The following is a 20,725-nucleotide window of genomic DNA, read 5'->3' on the forward strand; positions in this document are numbered from 1 at the left end:
CTATTTTGAGCTAAATTATAATCCCAACTTTAAAGACCTATAATGGCTTTCTGCCAGAAATAATGTTGTAAAGTATTACAACAATAGCTATAACTAGTAAAATATGAATTAAATTACCTGTTGCAATTCCAGAAATTACACCCAAAAGCCCAAGAGCCCAAAGGATGATACAAACAACAGCTACAAGCCATAAAATACTTCTCATAATAATAAATTTTTTGGTTTACTCAAAATTAGAAAATAAACAAGCCTATTTTTAACGCTATTCATTTAAATATTATCTTTGATGCTTATAACAATTTGTATATGAAAATTATTGCAATGATTCCTGCACGTTATAGTGCAACTCGTTTTCCTGGAAAATTAATGAAAGATTTAGGAGGTAAATCTGTCATATTAAGAACCTATGAAGCTGCTGTAAATACACAACTTTTTAATGAGGTTTATGTAGTAACAGATTCAGAAATTATTAAAGAAAACATTACAAATGCAGGTGGTAACGTAATTATTAGTAAAAAAAAACACGAATGTGGTTCTGATAGAATTGCGGAAGCTGTTGAAAATATTGATGCAGATATAGTAATAAATGTTCAGGGAGATGAACCTTTTATAGACAAAGCCTCACTGTCTAAATTGGTAACTGTTTTTAAAGAAGATTCAAAAAACGAAATAGATTTAGCATCCTTAAAAGTACAAATTACTAATAAAGAAGATATCGAAAACCCTAATAATGTAAAAGTAATAACAGACAATAATAATTTGGCTTTGTATTTTTCTAGAAGTGTAATACCCTATCAAAGAGATACAAACGTCAACGTAAAATATTACAAACACAAAGGCGTTTATGCTTTTAGAAAACAAGCATTATTAGATTTTTACAAAACTCCCATAACACCTCTTGAAGCTGCTGAGAAAATAGAAGCAATTAGATATCAAGAAATTGGAAAAAAAATTAAAATGGTAGAAACTACTGTTGAGGCTGTGGGTATAGATACACCAGAAGACTTAGAAAAAGCTAAACAATATTTAAAACCATAAAAAATGAAAAAGCATATTAAAGTAATAGCTTTTGATGCTGATGATACTTTATGGGTAAACGAAACCTATTTTAGAGAAGCAGAAGAGGAGTTTGCTAAACTGTTGTCTAAATACGAAACTAAAAATAAAATAGATCAGGAGTTATTTAAAACGGAAATTAAAAACTTGGCTATTTATGGTTATGGTATCAAGGGTTTTGTACTTTCTATGATAGAATGCGCATTAGAACTATCTAACTACAAAATAAAGCCAACGGTTATAGAAAAAATAGTAGATATTGGCAAAGATATGCTAGAAAAACCCATAGAATTATTAGACGGAGTAGAAGAGGTATTAAAAAAGCTACAAGGCAATTACAAATTAATAGTTGCAACAAAAGGAGATTTGTTAGACCAAGAAAGAAAATTAGAAAAATCGAATCTTTTAAAATATTTTCATCATATAGAAGTAATGAGTGATAAAAAAACGAAAGATTATAAAAAAATTATACGCCATTTAGATATCGAACCCAAAGAGATACTAATGGTTGGTAATTCTTTAAAGTCAGATGTTTTGCCTTTGTTAAAAATAGGAGCATCTGCCATTCATATTCCTTTTCATACAACATGGGTACACGAAGAGGTAGCTTTAGAAGAACAACAAAATACAGCGTTTATTACTTTAAGAAATATAAAAGAACTTTTAACGGTTATTTAAATAAATACCCTAAATTTGTACCTTTAAAATTAAAGAGATTATGGCAAGTATAAAAAACTTAAAAAAAGATATTAATTATACCTTAGGAGATATTATTGGTTATGCAACCGAAAAAGTTGATTTAAAAGGTGATAATAAAAAAGTAGAAGCAATTGTAGATGAAACCATTACTACTTTTGATGAGTTAATTGCAAAAATTAACCAAAAAGGGATAGAAAACAAAAAAGCACATTACAAAGCTGTAAGTGCAGAGCTAGAAACAAAAGCAAATGCTTTAATAGAAAAAGTGAATAAGATTTAAATTAACACTTTTTAAATATTTTTTAACGACCATCAATTTTAGATTGATGGTTTTTTTTTGTAGATTTGGTGAGTTATTATACTAAATAGAACATCATTTACGTTATAATTAAAATCAATAAATATTATGGCTAGAGCAATGTTTGAATACACTAAGACTGTATTAAAAAAAGTGAGCTTTAATTCAGATTTGTTTTGCAAAGAATTAGAAAAAGCAATGAAACGATTGTTACCATATGAAATTGAAGAACTAACCATTTGGGTAAAACAATTTACAGCAAACAAACCAGAATTATACGTCTGTATGACAATAATAAACTAAAAAAAAGAGGTCTAAAGACCTCTTTTTTAATTTACTCAAATTTATTTTTTACGCTCTTTATCTTTTGGTTTTCTACCTCTACCGTATTTGTACATTAATTTTTTTGCAAACTCTCTTTCAGAAACATGTAGTTTCATTATTTTTTTATAGCTTAAAAATTTAGAAACTTTTTTAAAAAAATCTTCTTTTTCTATAAGTGTTTTTCTTTCTAAATCTAATTTTAGTTTTAAAAATTTTTTTGCTTCTTCTTCATTTAAATTATCAAAATCTCCAACTTCTTTTAGTTTTCTTTTTATTTCAGATCTACCTTTATCTCTGTAGGTATCTAATTTTTCTTCATGACTATTATATAGAGGCCAAAATTTTTCTGCTTCAGCACTTGATAAATTTAGTTCTTTAGTTAAAAATGCAACTTTTAGCGCTTTAATTTTTTCTCTACTTTCTTTACGACTTTGTCCAAAAGAATGTAAAACCATTAAAAGCGTTACTAAGGTTAATAAATATTTTTTCATTTTAATATAATTCGTTTAATATAGAAGTGTTGTCTGTGTTTATAATATACTCTTCTATTTCGTTGTTATTTAAGTCTGTAAATACAAATTCGTTTTCATCTAAAAACTCTGTGTTTAATATGTTTACAAAATCTTCATTAGAAAATTCTGTGTTGTTTTCTAAAACCCAATTTTCTATATCTGTGTTCACTAAGTTGTCAAAATTTAACTCATCGTTATTAGAAATGTTAAAAAAGTTGATACTAAAAAACAAAAGTATACATGCAGCTGCTGCATAAGGTATTGTGTTTAAAAACCTCTTTTTAAAAGAAATAATTTTGGTTTCTTTTTTAGCTACTGTTTGTTTTAAAATACTTTCTTCTAATTCACTAAAATAGTTTGTAGGTGTTTTAAAGCCAGTCTTTTTAGGAATTTTTTCTTCTGCTAAAAATAGCGAAAACCTATCATCTGTATTGCTAAAATAATCTTTAGGTACAGAAAATCCAGTAGTTTTATCTACTACAGATTTTAAAAACTCTTCGCTATTTCTAAGATTATCTTCCATACTATTAATTAGACTTTTTTATTTTTAAAAGGTTTAATCGGTTTTGTTTTTTATATAATGTTCTATTTTTTTAACTGCATGATAATAAGAGGCTTTTAGAGCTCCAACAGAGGTTTCTAATATTTCTGAGATTTCATCGTATTTCAATTCATCAAAGTATTTTAAATTAAAAACAAGTTGTTGCTTTTGTGGTAATGTTGCTATGGCTTTTTGTAAAATTCGCTGAATTTCATCACCAGAAAAATAAACATCACTCTCTAAACTAAAGGCTAATTGCTCTTGCATTTCAGAAATATCTACATTTCTTTCTTTTGCTCTTTTATTTATAAAAGTTATAGACTCATTTGTGGCAATTCTATACATCCAAGAGTACAACTTACTATCTTGCTTGAATTTATCTAAATTTCTATAAATTTTAATAAATGTATTTTGTAAAACATCATCTGCATCATCATGAGAAATTACAATTTTACGTATATGCCAATACAAACGTTCTTTGTAGAGTTTTATTAATACTCTATACGCTTGTTCTTTGGTAACAACGTTTTTTAGTTGCTCAATTAAAACAGTTTCGTCTGTCAACTATTCTTTTTTTGTTTAGACAAAATGTTTTTAGAAAGGTTTAATGTAGTTTGTTATTTTTTTACTCTTGTTCTTGAGTAGCCAAATAATCTTTTTTGCTTGATAATGTCTGGTATCCCTTCTGGTAACATTTCTTCCCAACCTTTTTCACCATTGATAATCATTTTTAATACAGTTCTAGAGAAAATATCTAAAATATCTTTATCAAAATTATCTATGTTTATCAAACGCCCATTATTTTTAAAGAATTTGTACAATTCTTTCATTCTCGGATGTACTTTTAGATTTTCGCTATTAATGTACTCTCCAGATTCTTGGTCATGATAAGGATACATATACACTTTTAAATCTCTGTAAAATAATTTACCAAACGCCTCTAAAATTCCACCACTTAAATTACGGTAATATTTTTCGTCAAAAATCTGAATTAGATTATAAACACCCATAGCAAGCCCCATTCTTTCTTTGGTAAACTCACTAAAGTACTCTACTAATTTAAAGTATTGTTGAAAGCTAGTAATCATTACATTCTGTCCTAGAGAACAAAGTAATTCTGCTCTGTCTAAAAAGTCTCTTTCGTTAATTTTACCCTCAGCAGTTAAGTTACTTAGGGTAATTTCGAAAATAATTTGTGTTTTACTTTCTTCTACTTTATTTTCTTCTAAGAAAAGTTTTTTAGATTTTTCAAACATATCCATATTTACTTTTGTAACAGGTCTAAAGCTACCTCTTAAAGCTAATATGTTTTTTTTGTATAAAACTTGTGCTGGTAATAAATTATTTCCATCAGGACCAAACATTACCGCATTGGTCATTCCGTTTTTAAGTAGTTGTAAACTCATTAAACGATTGTCTACATACATAAAACGCGGACCAGAAAAATTAATCATATCAATTTCTAACTGATCGTTACTTAAATTATGGTAAAAAGATTTTACCAATTCTTTAGGATTATCGTTTAAATAAAATGCCCCGTAAATTAGATTTACACCTAAAATACCTAAAGTTTCTTGTTGTAAACGAGCATCTGTTTCTTTAAAACGAAGGTGTAAAATAATTTCGTTATAACCTTCTAAAGGGTCTAACTGAAAACGAATACCAACCCAACCATGTCCTTTAAATTTTTTTGCAAAATCTATAGTGGTTACTGTATTGGCATAACTAAAAAATAATTTATCAGGATGTTTTTGTCTGCTAAGTCTATCTTCAATTAAATCAATTTCATGCCCCAACATTTTCTTTAAACGAGGTTGTGTAACATATCGTTTGTCATTTTCTACACCGTAAATAGCATCAGAGAAATCTTTATCATACGCACTCATGGCTTTTGCAATTGTACCAGAAGCAGCACCAGATCTAAAAAAATTACGTGCAGTTTCTTGTCCTGCGCCAATTTCTGCAAAAGTTCCGTAAATATCTGAATTTAAGTTAATTCTGAGCGCTTTGTTTTTTGTGGTTGGTACACTGCTTATTTTTTGATCTCCCCTTAAAGAAATTGCCATAAATTTATTTTTATAAGTTCTAACAAATGTAAGGAATAAGTGTGCAATCAGTCAATTTTTATCTTATTTTTGTTTGAATGAAAACTGATAAAAAACTGTTAAAACTCACTTTTTTAGGAACAGGAACTTCGCAAGGCATTCCAATGATTGCAAGTCAAGATCCTGTTTGTTTATCTACAGATATTAAAGATAAGCGTTTGCGATCTTCTGTTTTAATTTCTTATGATGATAAAAATTACGTAATAGATTGTGGACCAGATTTTAGACAACAAATGTTAAGAGAAAATGTACTGTTAATTAATGCTGTTTTGTTTACGCATGAACATGCAGATCATACAGCAGGTATAGACGATCTGCGTCCCTACTGTTACAAAATTGGTGAAATGCCTATTTATTTAAATGACAGAACCCTAACAAGTTTAGAACAACGTTTTCAATACATTTTTTCTGTAGAAAATAGGTATCCTGGTGCCCCAAGTGTAACTGCGAATATTGTAAAAAATGATTCATTTTTTATAGATGATTTAAAAGTTACGCCTATTCAAGTATTGCATGGTAACTTACCAATTTTGGGCTACAGAATAAACAATGTTGCCTATTTAACAGATGTAAAAAGTATTTCTGAAGAAGAAAAATTAAAGCTGAAAGATTTAGATTTTTTAATTGTAAATGCACTGCGAATAGAAAAACATCCTACACATTTTAATTTACAAGAGGCTTTAGATTTTGTAACAGAAATACAACCAAAAAAAACATACTTTACACACATTAGTCATAAATTAGGTTTTCATAAAGAGGTTTCTAAAAAGCTACCTAAAAATGTGTTTTTAGCTTACGATGGTTTAAAGATAGAAGCATAGATTTTTACTCATAATTTTTTAATATATTTGTCTATAGCCTTTTAAAATTAACGCTATAAATGTTTTGTAACATTCCCCATTAATTAACCCAACCATAAAATCAATGGAAAATAAGTCAGAGAAAAGTAAAGCTCGAGAAACCACCCAAGAAGTAGACAGCAGAATTGCTGCTGTTAGAGACCTTATTTTTGGTGAAAATATACAACAATACAATACTGAGTTTGAAGATGTTTATAACAGAATAAAGGCCTTACAAAACGAAACTCAGAAAAATTTAGGTGCTGCTGTTACTAATTTAGAAAATAAATTGGCAGATTTAGAAAGTTTAATGGATCATAAATTTCAAGATTTAAATGACGATTTAGACAAACGTTTGGCAGATTTAGATGATGAAAAAGCCGACAGAAGAAAACTAGGAAAAGCTTTAGAAAAAATTGCATTGATGTTGCAAGAATAGATGAAAAAGCAAACTGCAGATAACACAAAAGACAATCGTTTTGAGTTGCTCAGAGAACTTTTACTAGAAGATGATAGAGAGAAATTTACTGCGTTAAGTGAAGAAATTATTAAAAGGGAAAAGCTATCTAAAAGAGTAGACCCTTTAGTAGATGAAAAAATAGAAGACTTACGCGAAAATTTCCCCAAATATTTTGGAGGTACGATCACAGAAACTATTAAGGTTCAAATTAGAGATTCACAAGACGAAGTTGTAGAAGCCTTGTATCCAATTATGGGTAAATTGGTTAAAAAAGCTATTGTTAGCGAAATAACAAAGTTGTCTGACAGTATCAATAAAACAATTCAAGAGAAATTCTCATTTACACAAATGTTTACCCGCTTTTTTAAAGGGAAAAAAAACGATGCAGATATCGTTTTGCAAGAAGTTTTTGAGCCAGTTATAGAAGAGGTTTTTATTATAGAAAAAGATTCGGGTTTGCTTGCAGGAAGTTTTACAAGAGGTAATATTGCAGATAAAGACATGGTTTCTGGCATGCTTACGGCCATTAAATCTTTTGCAGAAGAAGCGTTTTCTAAAGAAAATCAAAATTTAGAAGATATTAAATTTGATAGCTTTCAATTAAACATCAATAATTTTAAAACCATTTATATAGCCATTGCAACTTCAGGTGTTTTAAATGCTTCGTTTAGAGAAACTTTAGCAGATAATGTAAATAATTTAGCAGAAATTATTTTACGAGACAGAGATTATTTGTCTGATGAAGAAAGATTAAACGTATTGATAGAAAGACACTTAATAGATTAATCAATACAATTTATGATTGCTAAAAAAGTATTATTAGTAGGTAATTTTGGTGTTGGTAAAACTTCTTTAATTAGAAGATTTGTCTTAAATCAATTTTCAGAAGACTATATAAGTACGATTGGTGTGCGTGTAAGTTCTAAAGTAGTTGCTTACAACAATCAAGAAATAAAACTTTTAATTTGGGATGTGGCTGGTACAAGTGGAGATGAAAAAATACCCAAAGCTTATTTTTTAGGCGCAAGTGCAGCCATGTTTGTTTTTGATGTAAGTAGAGAAGAAACCTATTTAACTATAGAAAATCACTTACAAAACATTAAAGAATTGTCTGGTTTAGATAATATTACCATTGTTGGTAATAAAAAAGACCTGCTTTCAGAAAACGAACTAAAAGATGTTGTGCAAACAATACCTGTAAATATAGATTTAATTACCAGTGCAAAAGAAGACGAAAATGTAGAAGATGCATTTTTGCAACTAGCCGCTCAAGCCATAAAATAATATCCATTGATACCTGCAAAAATAGAAGATGTCTTTTTACAAGTAACTACAGATTTTTCTGGAGTTATTACTAACATTATTGCAGGTAATTTTGCAAAATCGATTTTTAAGAAACAGGAGGTTATTTATAAAGTTTGTCCTTTCTTAGAAGGTACTTTAGAGGCTTTGTCTACAGCAGAACCATTTTTGCTGGAAGGTATGGTTATAGTTGAAGGAACTGCAGAATATAATGTAGATATAGAGCTTTTTAAAAAAGATAATTTTATAGAGGTTTTAATACATAACAGAACCAACGTTTATAAAATTGTAGACCAATTAAATCAAAACAGAAACGATATTTTCTTTATAAAAAGAGAACTGGCTATAAAAAACGAAGAGCTAAAAAGATTGCGAGAAATTGCAGACAAAGCCAATGAAGAAAAATCGCGTTTTTTGGCAATTATGAGCCACGAAATTAGGAATCCTTTAAATGTTATTTTAGGATATGCGAGCCTAATATCAGAAGAAAATACAAACAATAATCTAAACGAGTATGTAAAATACCTACAACTTTCTAGTAAAAAGTTAAAGGTAATTGTAGATGATATTTTAGATTTATCTAGAATAGAAGCAGGTAAATTAAAATTGTTAAATGCACCCATTTCTATCACTGAAATTGTAAAAAGTTGCATACACAACTATACAAAACAAAGTAGCAAAAAAGATATTTTATTGCAATTAGATACAGCAAATAATGTACCTAATAACTTGTTAGGTGATGACGTTCGGATACATCAAATATTGTCTAATTTAATTTCTAACGCTATCAAGTTTACAGATCAAGGCAGTATTATTTTAAAAGTTGATTGCATTGCTGAAACTGAAAAAAAGGCAACTATTCAGTTTCAAATTAAAGATTCTGGTAGAGGAATGTCTAAAGAACAAGCTGCCAAAATTTTTAACGAATACCAACAAAATAACTTAGATGACAATCGTGTTTTTGGTGGAGCAGGTTTAGGTTTGTCTATTGTAAAGCGTTTGTTAGTAGCTATGGAAGGTGAAATTTCTGTAGAAAGTATTTTAGATAAAGGTACCACATTTACAATGGAAATTCCATTTGATAAAGTGCTTAATCTCACTGAAAATAAACCTGAAGATAAAGCAACAGTAATTGAAAAATCATTAGCAAACTGTCGTATTTTAATAGCTGATGATGATGCAATGAACCAAGCCATTGTAGCACACATACTCAAAAAAGAAAATGCTATAATTACACTAGTAAAAGACGGATTAGAAGCTTTAAATACACTTATAAATAAGTCTTTTGATATTGTTTTACTAGATATTCACATGCCAAATATGACAGGTGAAGCTTTGGTGCAACTAAAAAAAGATTTTAAAAATACCAACCAAAAAATTCCTTTTTTAGCCTTAACAGCCAATACGTTGCAAGAAGATGTAAAACGTTACAAAAAAATAGGTTTTAAAGATGTAATTGCAAAACCTTATACAGCTGAGGAGTTTGTTCAAAAAATTATTTTAAATCTTTGATTTTTGGGAGATTTGTTAACGGTAATGTATAAGAATAGTAGCGGTGTTTTACACACTTACTTTTCGGTTTATTACTGTTGTTTGATCTATAAAATTCGCATTCGTTTTAGCTATTAAAACGCTATTATTTTTATACTATGTTAGCAAACATATTTAATAACAATCGTCCTTTTTAGGCCAACTGCTTTTTGGGTCATCTATCATATTAAAATAAGTAACGCTCACTGAACCTACTTTAGCCTTGTCTGTGTAAGCCAAAGCAACCTCGTAATAGCCTTTGTTTTTTAAGTCATATGTCATATCCTGACGCTTAGCCTTTCTTTCGCCATCCACAGTATAGCAAATTAACACGCCATAGACGTTAAAGCCACTTTGGTACTTAGATTCGTCTGCTCCAACATTGGTACTTCTGGTATGTGGTTGAATTTTTATTTTTGTTGTGCCGTAATCGTCTTTATAGATTTTGTACTGGCTAAATTGAACAATCTTTTGGGCTTGTACTTCACTGAACATTAATGTCAACAAAGCCATACACAAAACGGATTTGAATAGTGATTGAAAGTATTTCATGATTTATTTGTTTTTGATTAATAATTCAAAATTTGTCCCCTGAGTTTTTCTGTTTTTCCAAACGTTTCTTTTTCATAAGGTAAGCCAAATGATTAAAAGCTTTAGCGAGTCTTGGTCGCATTTCACTGTTACTAATGCTTAATCTCACAAAATTTCCCTTAAAATTTCTTTTTTTATCATTACGCTCATTATATTCATCGACAAAACAATATTTACCTATAAAATTTAGTACAATAACTTCATTTCCTCTAGTAGAGTAGTTACTAGAATTTCTTAATTTTGTAAGATCTAAATAAACTTTAACATCTTTGTCAATTTTCTTATTTTTTGATTCAATTATCATATTAAGATAATTACCTGAATCCTTGATGTATGTATTTGTATAATTCTTAAAGGCAATTTCCCCAAATTTATTATACCATTTAGGAAGCCATATTCCATTTATATGATGCTTATATTTTTTAATAAAACTAATAGTCTCCTCCAAGGTGGCATCATTTTGCTTTTCTTGGGCATTTAAATTGGTTAAGGTTAGTATTGCAAAAAGTATAAATAGTTTTTTCATTTTTAATTTATTTTGTTATTTGTAGTTGTATCTAAATCCAAATGTGTAATTCTCTGTAATAGAGTAGCCTTGTCTTCTTAGGTCTGCAATTACTTTATCTCTTTCCTCATCAACCTCACTTCTACTTTTTCGCCAAACTTGTTGTCTGCTTCCCCAACAATAAGTTTTATTTATTCCAAATTTTGCTTGACATTTCTTAGACCATTTCCGCCCTAAGTTCATAGTTTCTGATTCTGTATTCCAGCTATATTCTTTATCAAAACTGTGGGAGACAATAGGACTGACATAGGCTTTTTTTATATCCAAGCACTCACTACTTGCTGTACCACTCGATACATATACAGAAAAGCTGTACTTATTTACTTTGCTTTGTGCGTTTACATTAAATGCCATCCCTAGCATTAAGGTGAAAATAAAAATTTTAAATCTTCTTTTCATACCGTTCGTTTTATATGTTTGCTAACTTAAGACGAATATGACGTCGTTTTTAATGACTTATAATCGGTGTTAGCGAAGTTACAGGTTTTTAGATTTAAAAGCAAAATAAATTAAGTAGCTTAATACCAGCGTTTTTTCTTCTTTTTAGAAGCGGTAGATTTTCTGCCTTTTTTATGTTTAGATAGGGTATTGGGTTGCTTTTTGGTGTGTTTTGGTTTCGTTATTGGGTAAGGATGATCTGTAATTACTTTAATTGGTTTTTCTAATAAAACTTCAATATTTTTTATATAAGAATTTTCATCAGGAGAACAAAAAGAAAACGCAATACCAGATTTACCTGCTCTACCAGTTCTACCAATTCTATGTACATAAGTTTCTGCAACATTGGGAATGTCAAAATTAATAATAGCATCAACATTGCTAATATCTATGCCACGTGCAGCGACATCTGTGGCAATTAAAATATTGGCTTTTTTACTTTTAAAATCTTCTATCGCTTTGTTTCTTATCGCTTGTGTTTTATCACCATGTAAACTAATGGCATTATAACCATTTTTCAGTAAGGTTTGTTCTAACTTATCTACCCCAAACTTGGTACGTCTAAAAATAATGATACGTCCATTAATGGTATTTCTAAGCAAATGTAAACAGAGATCTGTTTTGTTTTTTTTAGGGAGATAATAGAGTAATTGTCCAATATTTTTGGCTGTGGCTTCCTCTGGATTTATCTCAATCTTCACAGGGTTTTTTAGAATGATTTGAGACAATTCAACAATTTTATTGGGCATTGTTGCAGAAAAAAGTAGGGTTTGTTTCTTTTTAGGGCACAAACCTTCAATTTTTTTGATGTCTTTAATAAAACCCATGTCTAGCATAAGATCTGCTTCATCTAATACAAAAATTTCTACAGCACTCAAATCAATATTTCCTTGCATTTGAAGGTCTATTAATCTACCAGGAGTTGCTATTAAAATATCGACTCCTTTTGCCAAAACTTCTTTTTGTGGTTCTAAAGATACACCACCAAAAACGGCAGTTGTTTTTAAGGCTGTGTATTGTCCGAAATTATTGAAATTTTGTAAAATCTGTATGGCTAATTCACGAGTGGGTGTAATTATTAGCGACTTTATTTTTTTCTTTTCAGACTCCGTTTTTTTGTTTGATAACAGGTGTAAAATAGGTAATGCAAAAGCGGCTGTTTTCCCTGTACCTGTGTTTGCTGTAACAACTACATTTTTCTTTTGTAAAACCAAAGGAATTGCCTTTTGCTGAACTAAAGTAGGTGTGTGAAAGCGTTGTTCTGCAACTGCTTTTAAAATTGAGGAATCTAGTGGGATTTCAGAAAACTGCATGTATTGTAATTTTAAACAAAGGTAGTTTAAAAAATACTGTGGTTCATTTTTTTTAAAAACTACAAATTTTTTAAAATCCAGTTTTTAAAGCTCAAAAAATTCTGTGGAGCAACACCATGACCCACATTGTATTCAGAATACTCATTTTTTAGTCCTAACTCATTTAAAAATGGTTTAGATGCTCTTGCCCAAGCCACAGGTAGTACTTGATCTACAGTACCATGTGAACAATAATATTCAGTTTTTATGTTAGCTGGTATTTCTTTAGGCAATAATTCTTTGTTGATGTAGCCACTTAGTGCAATTACGTAAGGCACTTTATTTGGATAGAAAAAACTTAATGAATAGCTTAAAATAGCTCCTTGACTAAAACCAAGTAAAAAAGTTTTATCTGGATTTGTTTGATATTTCGCTTGAATTTCATCAATAAAAATAGCAATTTTATTAATCGATTCTTTCGCTTCTTTTAAATCAGAAAATTTTCCATTGATATCATCAAAATTGATAGAATACCAAGCATAACCACCAAAACTCATAGAAAGTGGTGCTTGTGCGCTTATAATTAATAGTTCTTCTGGCAATTCTTGGGCAAACGAAAATAAATCTTGCTCATTACTGCCATAACCATGCAATAAAATTAATAATGGGGGTTGTGTTGTTTTTATTTTGGGTTCTCTAACAATGTAGTGTAAGTTACTCATACCTTATAAAAGTTTGTTTATATATTTCGAAACCATTCTTGAAATTTCTCTCCAAATAAAGGAACAAATTTTACTTCTTCTTGTAGTGCACTAATAAAACCCAATGCAAAAAGAACTAAAACACCAAATCTGCCAATATTACCAGCTACAGTGCCAAAATAAGCATACACAATATATTTATTTGCAAAATATAAAATATGTAAACCAAGGCTTTGTCTAATATGGAAATTAGCAAAATAGTTGTTCTTATTCTTATTAGAAATATAAGCAATAATAAGCCCAATAATTGTTAAATAACTAACAATACCCATGTTTTTGCCTTCTTTAAATGTCTGATTTTTCAAAATTTAAACGTTTAAAATCAATTGACTATTTGCAAAAATACCGTAGGCTTTTCCTGTTAATTTTTTATTTAAAAAAGCACTGTTTTTTGAGGTTGATAAAATATGTTCTTTGGTAAATGTATAGTTTTCTGATGGATTAAAAAGTGAGATATCTGCCTTTTGACCTTCAGCAATTGAAGTTGTTTCTACACCAAAAACTGCTCTTGGTTTGTGGGTAATGTTGTCTATAAAATCATCTAAAGTTAAAACAGAATTGATGGCTCCAAATGCACTTTCTAAGCCAATAGTTCCATCTTTGGCTTCGCTAAATTCTACTTTTTTATGTTCAATATCTATTGGGTTGTGGTCAGATGTAATTACATCAATTACACCAGATTTAACACCTTTTTGCAAAGCTTTGCAGTCTTTGTTGGTTCTTAAAGGTGGATTGGTTTTAAAATAGCTATCGAATCCATGTAACTCTTGGTCTGTTAGTGTTAGGTGATGAGCAGCTACACTGCAAGTTACTTGCAAACCTTTCTTTTTAGCGTCCTTAATTAAGTCTACAGATTTTGCACTAGAAATAGTTGGAATGTGCAATTTGCCACCTGTGTATTCTAATAAAAATAAATCTCTAGCAATTTGAATGTGTTCTGCTAAAGCAGGTGTGCCTTTTAAGCCTAATTTTGTGCTGTTTTCTCCTTCATGCGCAATGCCTTCTCCTGCAATGGCTTTGTTTTTTGGAAAACTCAACACCAAGCCCTCAAAATTCTGAGCGTACAATAAAGCAATTTTCATCAAATTATCATTGTTTACAGGTTTGTTGTAGTCACCAAAAGCGATAGCGCCAGATTGTTGCATATCATACAATTCTGCTATTTCTACACCTTTACTTTCTTGGGTTAACGCTGCAATTGGGTAAAGTTTAGTTGCAAAACCTTGTGCTTTGTTTATTAAAAATTCTACACCAGATTTATTATCTATTACAGGATTAGAGTTTGCGTTTACTGCAACTGCAGAAAAACCACTTTTTGCTGCCACCATTAAACCGTTTTTTATGGTTTCGCGTTCTTCAAAACCAGGTTCTCCGAGAGAAACACTCGTATCAAACCAGCCACAAGAAACATGTAGGTTTTCTTTTTCTACAAGTTGATAGTCTTTCTTATTTGGAATGTTATCTGCTATTTTGGTAATGATTCCATCATTAATTAAAATGTCTTTTGTTTGTTGATGAAATGGGCTAGAAGTATCTATAATTTTTGCCGACTTTATAAGCGTAATCATGGTTTATAGAATTTTAAAATCAAAATTTCTAACAACAAAGATACAATTGCCAAGGCTAAAAACCATTTCCATAACCAATGAACTTCGTTATTTTTATTAATTTCATTAAAAACCTCTTTAATAGAGCTAGAAATTGTAACATTTTTATTGTTTTTAGATAAAGTATTTAAATCTAAAAAGTTTAATAAGCTTTCTTCTTTTGGATAATTAAAGGAAATACTTTGTATTTTTTCTTCACCTTTTAAAATGTTGTAAAACCCAGATTCTGTAGGTTGTTCTTTAGTTTTTAATACTACTTTATTTTGATAATTTTGTTGTAGTGGAATAAATGAAGTGTTTTCATTCGCGATTTTTAAAATAACGTCTTTACCCAAAGAAGTTTCAATTTCTATGTTGTTTTCTTCGTCTAAAGTGTAGGCTAATTTTGGATATTGAAAACTCATTTTCCCAAAATTGTAAAAAACAGGTACAATCAATGGCGAATTTAAAAAATTACTATTGTTCTTATTTAATGCACTTGCTACATAATAAATATTACTGTTGCCTAATTGACTTATAAAAGAAGTGTTGTTTTCAAATGCAACAATTTTAGAGTTGTTGCCTAAAATAGGGTAGTGGGTATTTACTTTCGGATATTGAAAATTACTAACTTTATTTGAAAACACATTTTTAAAAATAGGATGCTTGTAATTGATAGTAGTAATTTTTAAAGTGTCTGTTTTTTTTGGTTCAATTTTACCAATATTTAAATTTCTTAAAAATAAATTATAAGAATTTAGGTTTATTTTTTCATTGGGTATGATGACAATACTACCTCCATTTTTAGAAAATGTAACTAAACTTTTAAGTAAAATTTCTGGTATTTCTTCTAACTCATTTAAGACAATTAATTGTTGTTCTTGTATGGTGTTGTAGTTGATGTTTTGTAGTGTAGTTTTTGTAAATTCAAACTCGTTTTTTGTAAAAATTTTAGTTAAAAAAGTAGGATCATTTCCAATGGCTAAAACGCGTGTTTTTTGGTTATTATTTAATGTAAAAAAATACGTGTTATCAAATGCAAAAGTATCGCTAAAAGTTAGTGTGATTTTTCCTAAAAATTCTGCAGTATTTTGTATCGTGAATTGTATTGTTTTTTTTACATCTTTCAGAATAGGGAAGGACTGCTTGCTGACCAAAACATCTTTGTTAAAAATAGCAATAGGCACATTGTCTTTTTCTGCACCTTGATTTTTAACCACGATGTTTACCGTAAAATTAGTGCTATTTTTGTCACTAATAAAAATACTATCAATAGAAAGGTTGTTTTTTTGAGAAGCTTGTAGTTTTATAGCGCTAAAAACGGGTGTTACATTTGTAAACTTAAAATTGTAATTACTCTGAAAATCAGATATTATTGTATTTTTATTTAAAGTGTTAGTTTTCGTTGAGTTTTCCTGCTTAATTTTTAGTAAAACAGTTTCTAAAGGGAGTTTTTTGGGAGTGTTTTGAATGTTTAAAAGTATTTCTTTTAAATCAGATTTGCTAATATTTTTAAAAAAATCTGAATTTGTAAGTAATGAAAATTCATTTTTATCATTTGCATTTTCTATAATTTCTTGAGCTGAAATTTTTAATAAATTCCCTTTTTCTCCATTGGTGTTTGTACTTAAAGAGTTGTCTAAGTATACAAAATTATGTTGTTTTTTATTGATGTTTTTGTTACTAAAATAAGGTTGTGAAAATGCAAAAATTATCGCTAAAAATAATAGCAGTCTGGTGGCTAAAATAAGCCATTTTTTTATGCGAGAACTTTTACGTGTTTGTTGTTGTAGTTTTTGTAAAAATTCAACATTTGAAAAAGGAATTTTTAAAAACTTTTGCAACTGAAAAAGATGCACCAAAATGGGGATAATTAACAGTGCTAAAAAGTATAAAACTTCGGGGTTTTTAAATTGCATTTACTTAATATTTTGCAGGTTTTCCATTAGACAAACTTTGTTTGATAAAGTCTCTCAAATCGTCATTTGCTTTTTCTAAATCCTCATTTCTTAAATACATCATGTGCCCACTTCTGTATCCTTTAAAAAAGAATCTATCTTTCATTTTTCCACTTGGGTCTGTTTTCCATAGGGTATATTTGGCGCTAAAATATGTGGTTGCACCATCATAATAACCAGATTGCACCAAAACTTTTAAATAGGGGTTTTGAGCCATGGCTTGTCGCAAGCCTTCTCTAACATTATTGTTTCTGTTATCCCAAGGAGAAACCGAGCCAAATACATTGTATTTAACATCTGTTTTAAAATTTAGTTCTTCTCTAATATAATAGTTAATGGCAGGTGTAAAAGAATGTAGCCAAGAGGTAAGTTCTGAGTTAAAATCTGGGCTAATGCCAATGTCTCTTTTGTCTAAACCTAAATATCTAGAGTCTAGTCTACCAATAGTATTGCCTGTTTTATCTCTTAAAAGTTCTTTCCAAAAAAAGCTAGGAGATACTTCTAAATTGTTCTGTAAAATCACTTTTTTACTCAAACCAGAATATTCGCTCATTTTTTCTGCCACTTTATTCTTTTCTGAATTTTCTATAAACCCACCTTTTGCAATAGCTGGTAATAGCGTATTTATAGCAAAATCTTCGGCTGCTGGCAAAATTTCTAATAAATCTTTGTTTTGTAATTGTGGTGGCAACATTTTATGATACCAAGCTGCAGCAGTGAAATAAGGAAGGTTGATGGCATAATCTACAGAACCTCCTGTTCTTAATACCTTATAATCTGCTGGAGAAACCATTATTACGCCATTTAAATACATCCATTGGGCATTTTGCAATTCTGCTGCTAAACCCATGACACGTGTGCCTCCATAACTCTCGCCAATAATATATTTTGGAGATTCCCACCTATTATTTCTTGTGATAAATGTATTTAGCCAAGAAGCTAAATATTTTACATCTGCATTAATACCAAAAAACAGCGATTTATCTAATTTTTCTCCTTTTTTAACTATGGGTCTAGAATATCCTGTATTTACTGGGTTTACATACACAATATCCGCCACATCTAATATTGAATTAGAATTGTCTTTAACTCCATAAGGTTGAATAGGATAACCTTCTGAGTCAATTTTAAGTACTTTTGGACCGGTGTAGGCAATATGCATCCAAACAGAAGCAGAACCAGGACCACCATTAAAAGACATAATTATTGGGCGTTTTGCAGTATTTTTTACACCTGTTCTTTTGTAATAGGTATAATATAAGGATGCAATAATTTCTCCATGATCATTCCAAACGGGTTGCATACCTGTAGTAGCTTTATAAGCCACTGTTTTGCCTTTAATTTTTACTGTATTTGTAGTTACAATTGTGGTGTCTAAAGGTATTCTATGGTCTTGTGCTTTTAAAGTAAATACTAAAAATAAGAAAATTATACCAACTATTTTTTTCATAATAATTATATTTTAAACATCTAATTTATTACAAAAAAAAGGATTTAGAAAGCTGTTGTTAACTTCTAATTAAAACTTTTCGAAAACTCCTAAACCAAACAATGCAAAATCATATTTTACAGGATCGATTTTATCTAATTTTCTAAGATTTTTATCTAATTCAGCAACCGCTTTCCAATCGTTTTGTTTTCTAAGTAGAATTTTTAATTTTCTAGCTACGTTCCCAGAGTGTACATCTAAAGGACAAGATAAATTTGCAGGATTATGGGTTTTCCAAATTCCGAAATCTACACCAGCTGCATCATTTCTCACCATCCAACGTAAAAACATATTGATACGTTTAGCTGCCGAATTTTTTAACGGATCAGAAACGTGTTTTTGTGTTCTTTGTTGATGCTGTACTTCAAAAAAAATACTTTTAAAATGGTTGATGGCTGTTTGATAAGTTTTAGAACCATCTCTTATGGCAAGTGCATTTTCTAAGCCATTGTGTTGGCTGTAAATGTGTTTTAGAGATGTGATAAATTGCTGAAAATCGATATGATTAAAGGTTCTGTGGACAAAATTCTCTAATGATTTTAAATCTGATTCTTGATGGTTTTTCACAAAATCAAAAGGCGAGTTGTCTAATAATTCCATCATTTTTAAAGCATTTTTTATAATCATGGTTCTGTTGCCCCAAGAAATGGTGGCTGTTAAAAATGCTGCAATTTCTATGTCTTCTTTTTTAGAAAATAAATGTGGAATTTGAATAGGGTCTGACTCTATAAACTTAGGGTTGTTGTACAAAACCACTTTTTCATTTAAAAAGTCTTTGAGTTCCGTTTTTTTCATATTAGAAATCTGATAAAAAGCCTAAAAGAATAAAAAATAAATTGTAGCTACCATGCAATAGCATAGACCATTGCAGGCCAAAACGTACTCTAATAAAACCAAAGTAGGCACCAACTAAAGTTTGAGGTAATACTAAAATGGGTGCTAAAATTAGAACATTGGTAGTAATATCAAAATTTGTTAAGTGTACCAAGCCAAAAGCGAGTGTAAAAAAGTAAAACCCAAGTTTAAAGGCTTTTGGCTTTTTAAAGGAAGTAATGGGACCTCTAAAAAGTAATTCTTCAATAATAGGTACAGCAATAGCACCTAAAAGAATTATTTGTAATTTACTCATACCATCAAATAGTTCTTCTACTTTATGGTTTTCTAAACTTATCCAATTTAGTTCTTCAAAAAGGTAAAATACAGGAGAAATTACTATGCCTGTAACGATGCTAAAAGATAAAATATGTAAAAATATTTTTAAACGATATTTTATGTCTGAATTTTGATCTTTTTCTAAAACAGGATTTTTTAGATAATTTAAAAGATTTATAAATGTTTTTTTCACGGTGTATTTTAAAAGTTAATGCCAAATTTACAACCTAATGTAAAGTTAGAAAGTATTCTTTTATCATAATTTTTAAAAACTCTAACATCAAAAGAAGGAAAATTATCATCATAAATTTGATGTATATTTTTATCAAATTCTAAGTTTATATGATTGAATCTTTTAATTCTTAGGCCCAATCCCGTGTAAAAATCAAAATAAAATCTTTTTGTTATTGGAACTAATAAGCCATATTTTAAATTTATGATTGTAACTCTTTTTTTTGTAGCAAAATCATCTCTAATTATGTTTTCATAAGTAAAATTAGTATTGTCCTCATAATAATCTAAAATATCATTGTATTGACTATTTATACTTCTAAACTCTAAGCCTAAATATTCGTTTAAGTGTACGTTTTTTGTTAAATTGATACCATTATACCACTTGCCTTCGAATCTTAAGGAAAAAGCTTTTTCTTCTAAATAACTAATTTCATGACTACTTAATTTTACATTTGGGAAAAGTCTTCCATACTCAGCACTTAAACTAAAGTTCTTCGCAAGAAAAAGTTCTGTACCAATAGTTAACATAGGTATTGAAAAAATATCAAAAGGAGCTAATATTGAGGTATAAACAAATAATTTATTTTTTGGTATTGCAACTATTTTTTTATGACCTAAAACAATTTTATTAGATGTACTATCTGTAATAAAATGTAAATTATTAGGATACCTATAAATTTTTTGAGTAAAAATGTCTGGAATTAGTCCTATGCCATAATTATACAAATTTAGAATAGAGGTAGCAGATATTTTTTTTTCAAAATAAAAATCTTGCTGTAAAGTATCTTTTAAAACTGTAATTTTTAAAGGTTTTTTAGAGCGTTTTGGTTTTATAGTAGTTTTTCTATTATTTATAGAGATGGTATCTTTTTTAAAAATGATTTTACTAGGTCTGTCTGAAGATATTTTAACTGTAGTTGTTTTACCATTTAAAATGGTTGCACAAGAGTTTAAAGTTATTATAGCTACTAAAAATAACCCAATTTTCTTCAT

General features: G+C 29.2%; 26 protein-coding genes. 9 read left to right on the forward strand and 17 right to left on the reverse strand.

Translation table 11 applies throughout. From position 1 onward, the window contains the following. Positions 1-37: 37 nt before the first annotated feature. Positions 38-205: a lmo0937 family membrane protein gene (locus ACTG3S_RS03930; protein WP_439128070.1), complete on the reverse strand. Its 168-nt coding sequence runs from the start codon at positions 203-205 to the stop codon at positions 38-40. Positions 206-306: 101 nt separating this feature from the next. On the opposite strand from ACTG3S_RS03930, the gene kdsB reads away from it, so the two are divergent. The 4 genes from kdsB (at position 307) to ACTG3S_RS03950 (ending at position 2,356) form a co-directional block, all read left to right on the forward strand. Then, positions 307-1,038: a 3-deoxy-manno-octulosonate cytidylyltransferase gene (gene kdsB, locus ACTG3S_RS03935; protein WP_439128071.1), complete on the forward strand. Its 732-nt coding sequence runs from the start codon at positions 307-309 to the stop codon at positions 1,036-1,038. Positions 1,039-1,041: 3 nt separating this feature from the next. After that, positions 1,042-1,734 carry an HAD family hydrolase gene (locus ACTG3S_RS03940; RefSeq protein WP_439128072.1) on the forward strand — a complete coding sequence of 231 codons (693 nt, stop codon included), beginning with the start codon at positions 1,042-1,044 and terminating at the stop codon, positions 1,732-1,734. A gap of 40 nt (positions 1,735-1,774) precedes the next feature. Further along, positions 1,775-2,035 carry a hypothetical protein gene (locus ACTG3S_RS03945; RefSeq protein WP_439128073.1) on the forward strand — a complete coding sequence of 87 codons (261 nt, stop codon included), beginning with the start codon at positions 1,775-1,777 and terminating at the stop codon, positions 2,033-2,035. A 126-nt stretch (positions 2,036-2,161) separates the two neighbouring features. Continuing rightward, positions 2,162-2,356 (forward strand): hypothetical protein, encoded by a 195-nt coding sequence (locus ACTG3S_RS03950; RefSeq protein ID WP_439128074.1) that lies wholly within the window; start codon positions 2,162-2,164, stop codon positions 2,354-2,356. A 41-nt stretch (positions 2,357-2,397) separates the two neighbouring features. Here the strand turns inward: ACTG3S_RS03950 and ACTG3S_RS03955 are convergent, their stop codons facing one another. The 4 genes from ACTG3S_RS03955 to ACTG3S_RS03970 are packed head-to-tail and all read right to left on the reverse strand — an operon-like array spanning position 2,398 to position 5,496. Continuing rightward, entirely contained in the window at positions 2,398-2,868 is a 471-nt protein-coding gene (locus ACTG3S_RS03955) for a sensor of ECF-type sigma factor (protein ID WP_439128075.1), read from the reverse strand. A gap of 1 nt (position 2,869) precedes the next feature. Continuing rightward, positions 2,870-3,412, reverse strand: a complete 543-nt coding sequence (locus tag ACTG3S_RS03960) for a hypothetical protein (protein ID WP_439128076.1) — start codon at positions 3,410-3,412, stop codon at positions 2,870-2,872. A gap of 33 nt (positions 3,413-3,445) precedes the next feature. Beyond that, the gene (locus tag ACTG3S_RS03965) at positions 3,446-3,994 is read right to left on the reverse strand and encodes an RNA polymerase sigma factor (RefSeq protein WP_439128077.1); all 549 of its coding nucleotides are present in this window, start codon (positions 3,992-3,994) and stop codon (positions 3,446-3,448) included. 53 nt (positions 3,995-4,047) lie between these two features. Continuing rightward, on the reverse strand, positions 4,048-5,496 hold the full coding sequence (locus ACTG3S_RS03970) for a TonB-dependent receptor (RefSeq protein ID WP_439128078.1): 1,449 nt from the start codon (positions 5,494-5,496) through the stop codon (positions 4,048-4,050). Between the two features lie 77 nt (positions 5,497-5,573). Here ACTG3S_RS03970 and ACTG3S_RS03975 point away from each other — a divergent pair, with 77 nt between their 5' ends. The 5 genes from ACTG3S_RS03975 (at position 5,574) to ACTG3S_RS03995 (ending at position 9,648) form a co-directional block, all read left to right on the forward strand. Beyond that, entirely contained in the window at positions 5,574-6,356 is a 783-nt protein-coding gene (locus ACTG3S_RS03975; protein WP_439128079.1) for an MBL fold metallo-hydrolase, read from the forward strand. Between the two features lie 103 nt (positions 6,357-6,459). Further along, positions 6,460-6,813, forward strand: a complete 354-nt coding sequence (locus ACTG3S_RS03980; RefSeq protein ID WP_439128080.1) for a hypothetical protein — start codon at positions 6,460-6,462, stop codon at positions 6,811-6,813. Continuing rightward, complete coding sequence (locus tag ACTG3S_RS03985) at positions 6,814-7,620, forward strand: cell envelope biogenesis protein OmpA (protein WP_439128081.1); 807 nt, start codon at positions 6,814-6,816, stop codon at positions 7,618-7,620. A gap of 12 nt (positions 7,621-7,632) precedes the next feature. After that, on the forward strand, positions 7,633-8,118 hold the full coding sequence (locus tag ACTG3S_RS03990) for a Rab family GTPase (protein WP_439128082.1): 486 nt from the start codon (positions 7,633-7,635) through the stop codon (positions 8,116-8,118). A 6-nt stretch (positions 8,119-8,124) separates the two neighbouring features. Next, positions 8,125-9,648 carry an ATP-binding response regulator gene (locus ACTG3S_RS03995; protein WP_439128083.1) on the forward strand — a complete coding sequence of 508 codons (1,524 nt, stop codon included), beginning with the start codon at positions 8,125-8,127 and terminating at the stop codon, positions 9,646-9,648. 153 nt (positions 9,649-9,801) lie between these two features. Here ACTG3S_RS03995 and ACTG3S_RS04000 read toward each other — a convergent pair whose 3' ends face one another. The 12 genes from ACTG3S_RS04000 to ACTG3S_RS04055 form a co-directional block, all read right to left on the reverse strand. Next, entirely contained in the window at positions 9,802-10,218 is a 417-nt protein-coding gene (locus ACTG3S_RS04000; RefSeq protein WP_439128084.1) for a hypothetical protein, read from the reverse strand. Between the two features lie 25 nt (positions 10,219-10,243). Then, on the reverse strand, positions 10,244-10,783 hold the full coding sequence (locus ACTG3S_RS04005; protein ID WP_439128085.1) for a hypothetical protein: 540 nt from the start codon (positions 10,781-10,783) through the stop codon (positions 10,244-10,246). Between the two features lie 15 nt (positions 10,784-10,798). Then, positions 10,799-11,221, reverse strand: a complete 423-nt coding sequence (locus ACTG3S_RS04010) for a hypothetical protein (protein ID WP_439128086.1) — start codon at positions 11,219-11,221, stop codon at positions 10,799-10,801. A 119-nt stretch (positions 11,222-11,340) separates the two neighbouring features. Then, positions 11,341-12,573 (reverse strand): DEAD/DEAH box helicase, encoded by a 1,233-nt coding sequence (locus ACTG3S_RS04015; protein WP_439128087.1) that lies wholly within the window; start codon positions 12,571-12,573, stop codon positions 11,341-11,343. Positions 12,574-12,632: 59 nt separating this feature from the next. Next, complete coding sequence (locus ACTG3S_RS04020; RefSeq protein WP_439128088.1) at positions 12,633-13,274, reverse strand: alpha/beta hydrolase; 642 nt, start codon at positions 13,272-13,274, stop codon at positions 12,633-12,635. A gap of 17 nt (positions 13,275-13,291) precedes the next feature. Further along, positions 13,292-13,618, reverse strand: a complete 327-nt coding sequence (locus ACTG3S_RS04025; protein ID WP_439128089.1) for a hypothetical protein — start codon at positions 13,616-13,618, stop codon at positions 13,292-13,294. Positions 13,619-13,621: 3 nt separating this feature from the next. After that, complete coding sequence (locus tag ACTG3S_RS04030) at positions 13,622-14,881, reverse strand: dihydroorotase (RefSeq protein ID WP_439128090.1); 1,260 nt, start codon at positions 14,879-14,881, stop codon at positions 13,622-13,624. Continuing rightward, complete coding sequence (locus tag ACTG3S_RS04035) at positions 14,878-16,818, reverse strand: BatA domain-containing protein (protein WP_439128091.1); 1,941 nt, start codon at positions 16,816-16,818, stop codon at positions 14,878-14,880. The genes ACTG3S_RS04030 and ACTG3S_RS04035 overlap by 4 nt, the downstream gene beginning before the upstream one ends. Before the next feature lie 4 nt (positions 16,819-16,822). Next, a complete protein-coding gene (locus ACTG3S_RS04040; protein ID WP_439128092.1) occupies positions 16,823-18,307 on the reverse strand; it encodes a S10 family peptidase in 1,485 nt (494 codons plus the stop codon). Between the two features lie 69 nt (positions 18,308-18,376). Beyond that, entirely contained in the window at positions 18,377-19,141 is a 765-nt protein-coding gene (locus tag ACTG3S_RS04045; protein ID WP_439128093.1) for a TIGR02757 family protein, read from the reverse strand. 1 nt (position 19,142) lies between these two features. Beyond that, a complete protein-coding gene (locus tag ACTG3S_RS04050; protein WP_439128094.1) occupies positions 19,143-19,691 on the reverse strand; it encodes a CPBP family intramembrane glutamic endopeptidase in 549 nt (182 codons plus the stop codon). Positions 19,692-19,699: 8 nt separating this feature from the next. Beyond that, positions 19,700-20,725, reverse strand: coding sequence for a hypothetical protein (locus ACTG3S_RS04055; RefSeq protein WP_439128095.1), 1,026 nt, complete (start codon positions 20,723-20,725; stop codon positions 19,700-19,702).

The sequence above is a fragment of the Polaribacter sp. genome (assembly GCF_965656025.1).
In the GTDB taxonomy this organism is placed as follows: domain Bacteria; phylum Bacteroidota; class Bacteroidia; order Flavobacteriales; family Flavobacteriaceae; genus Polaribacter.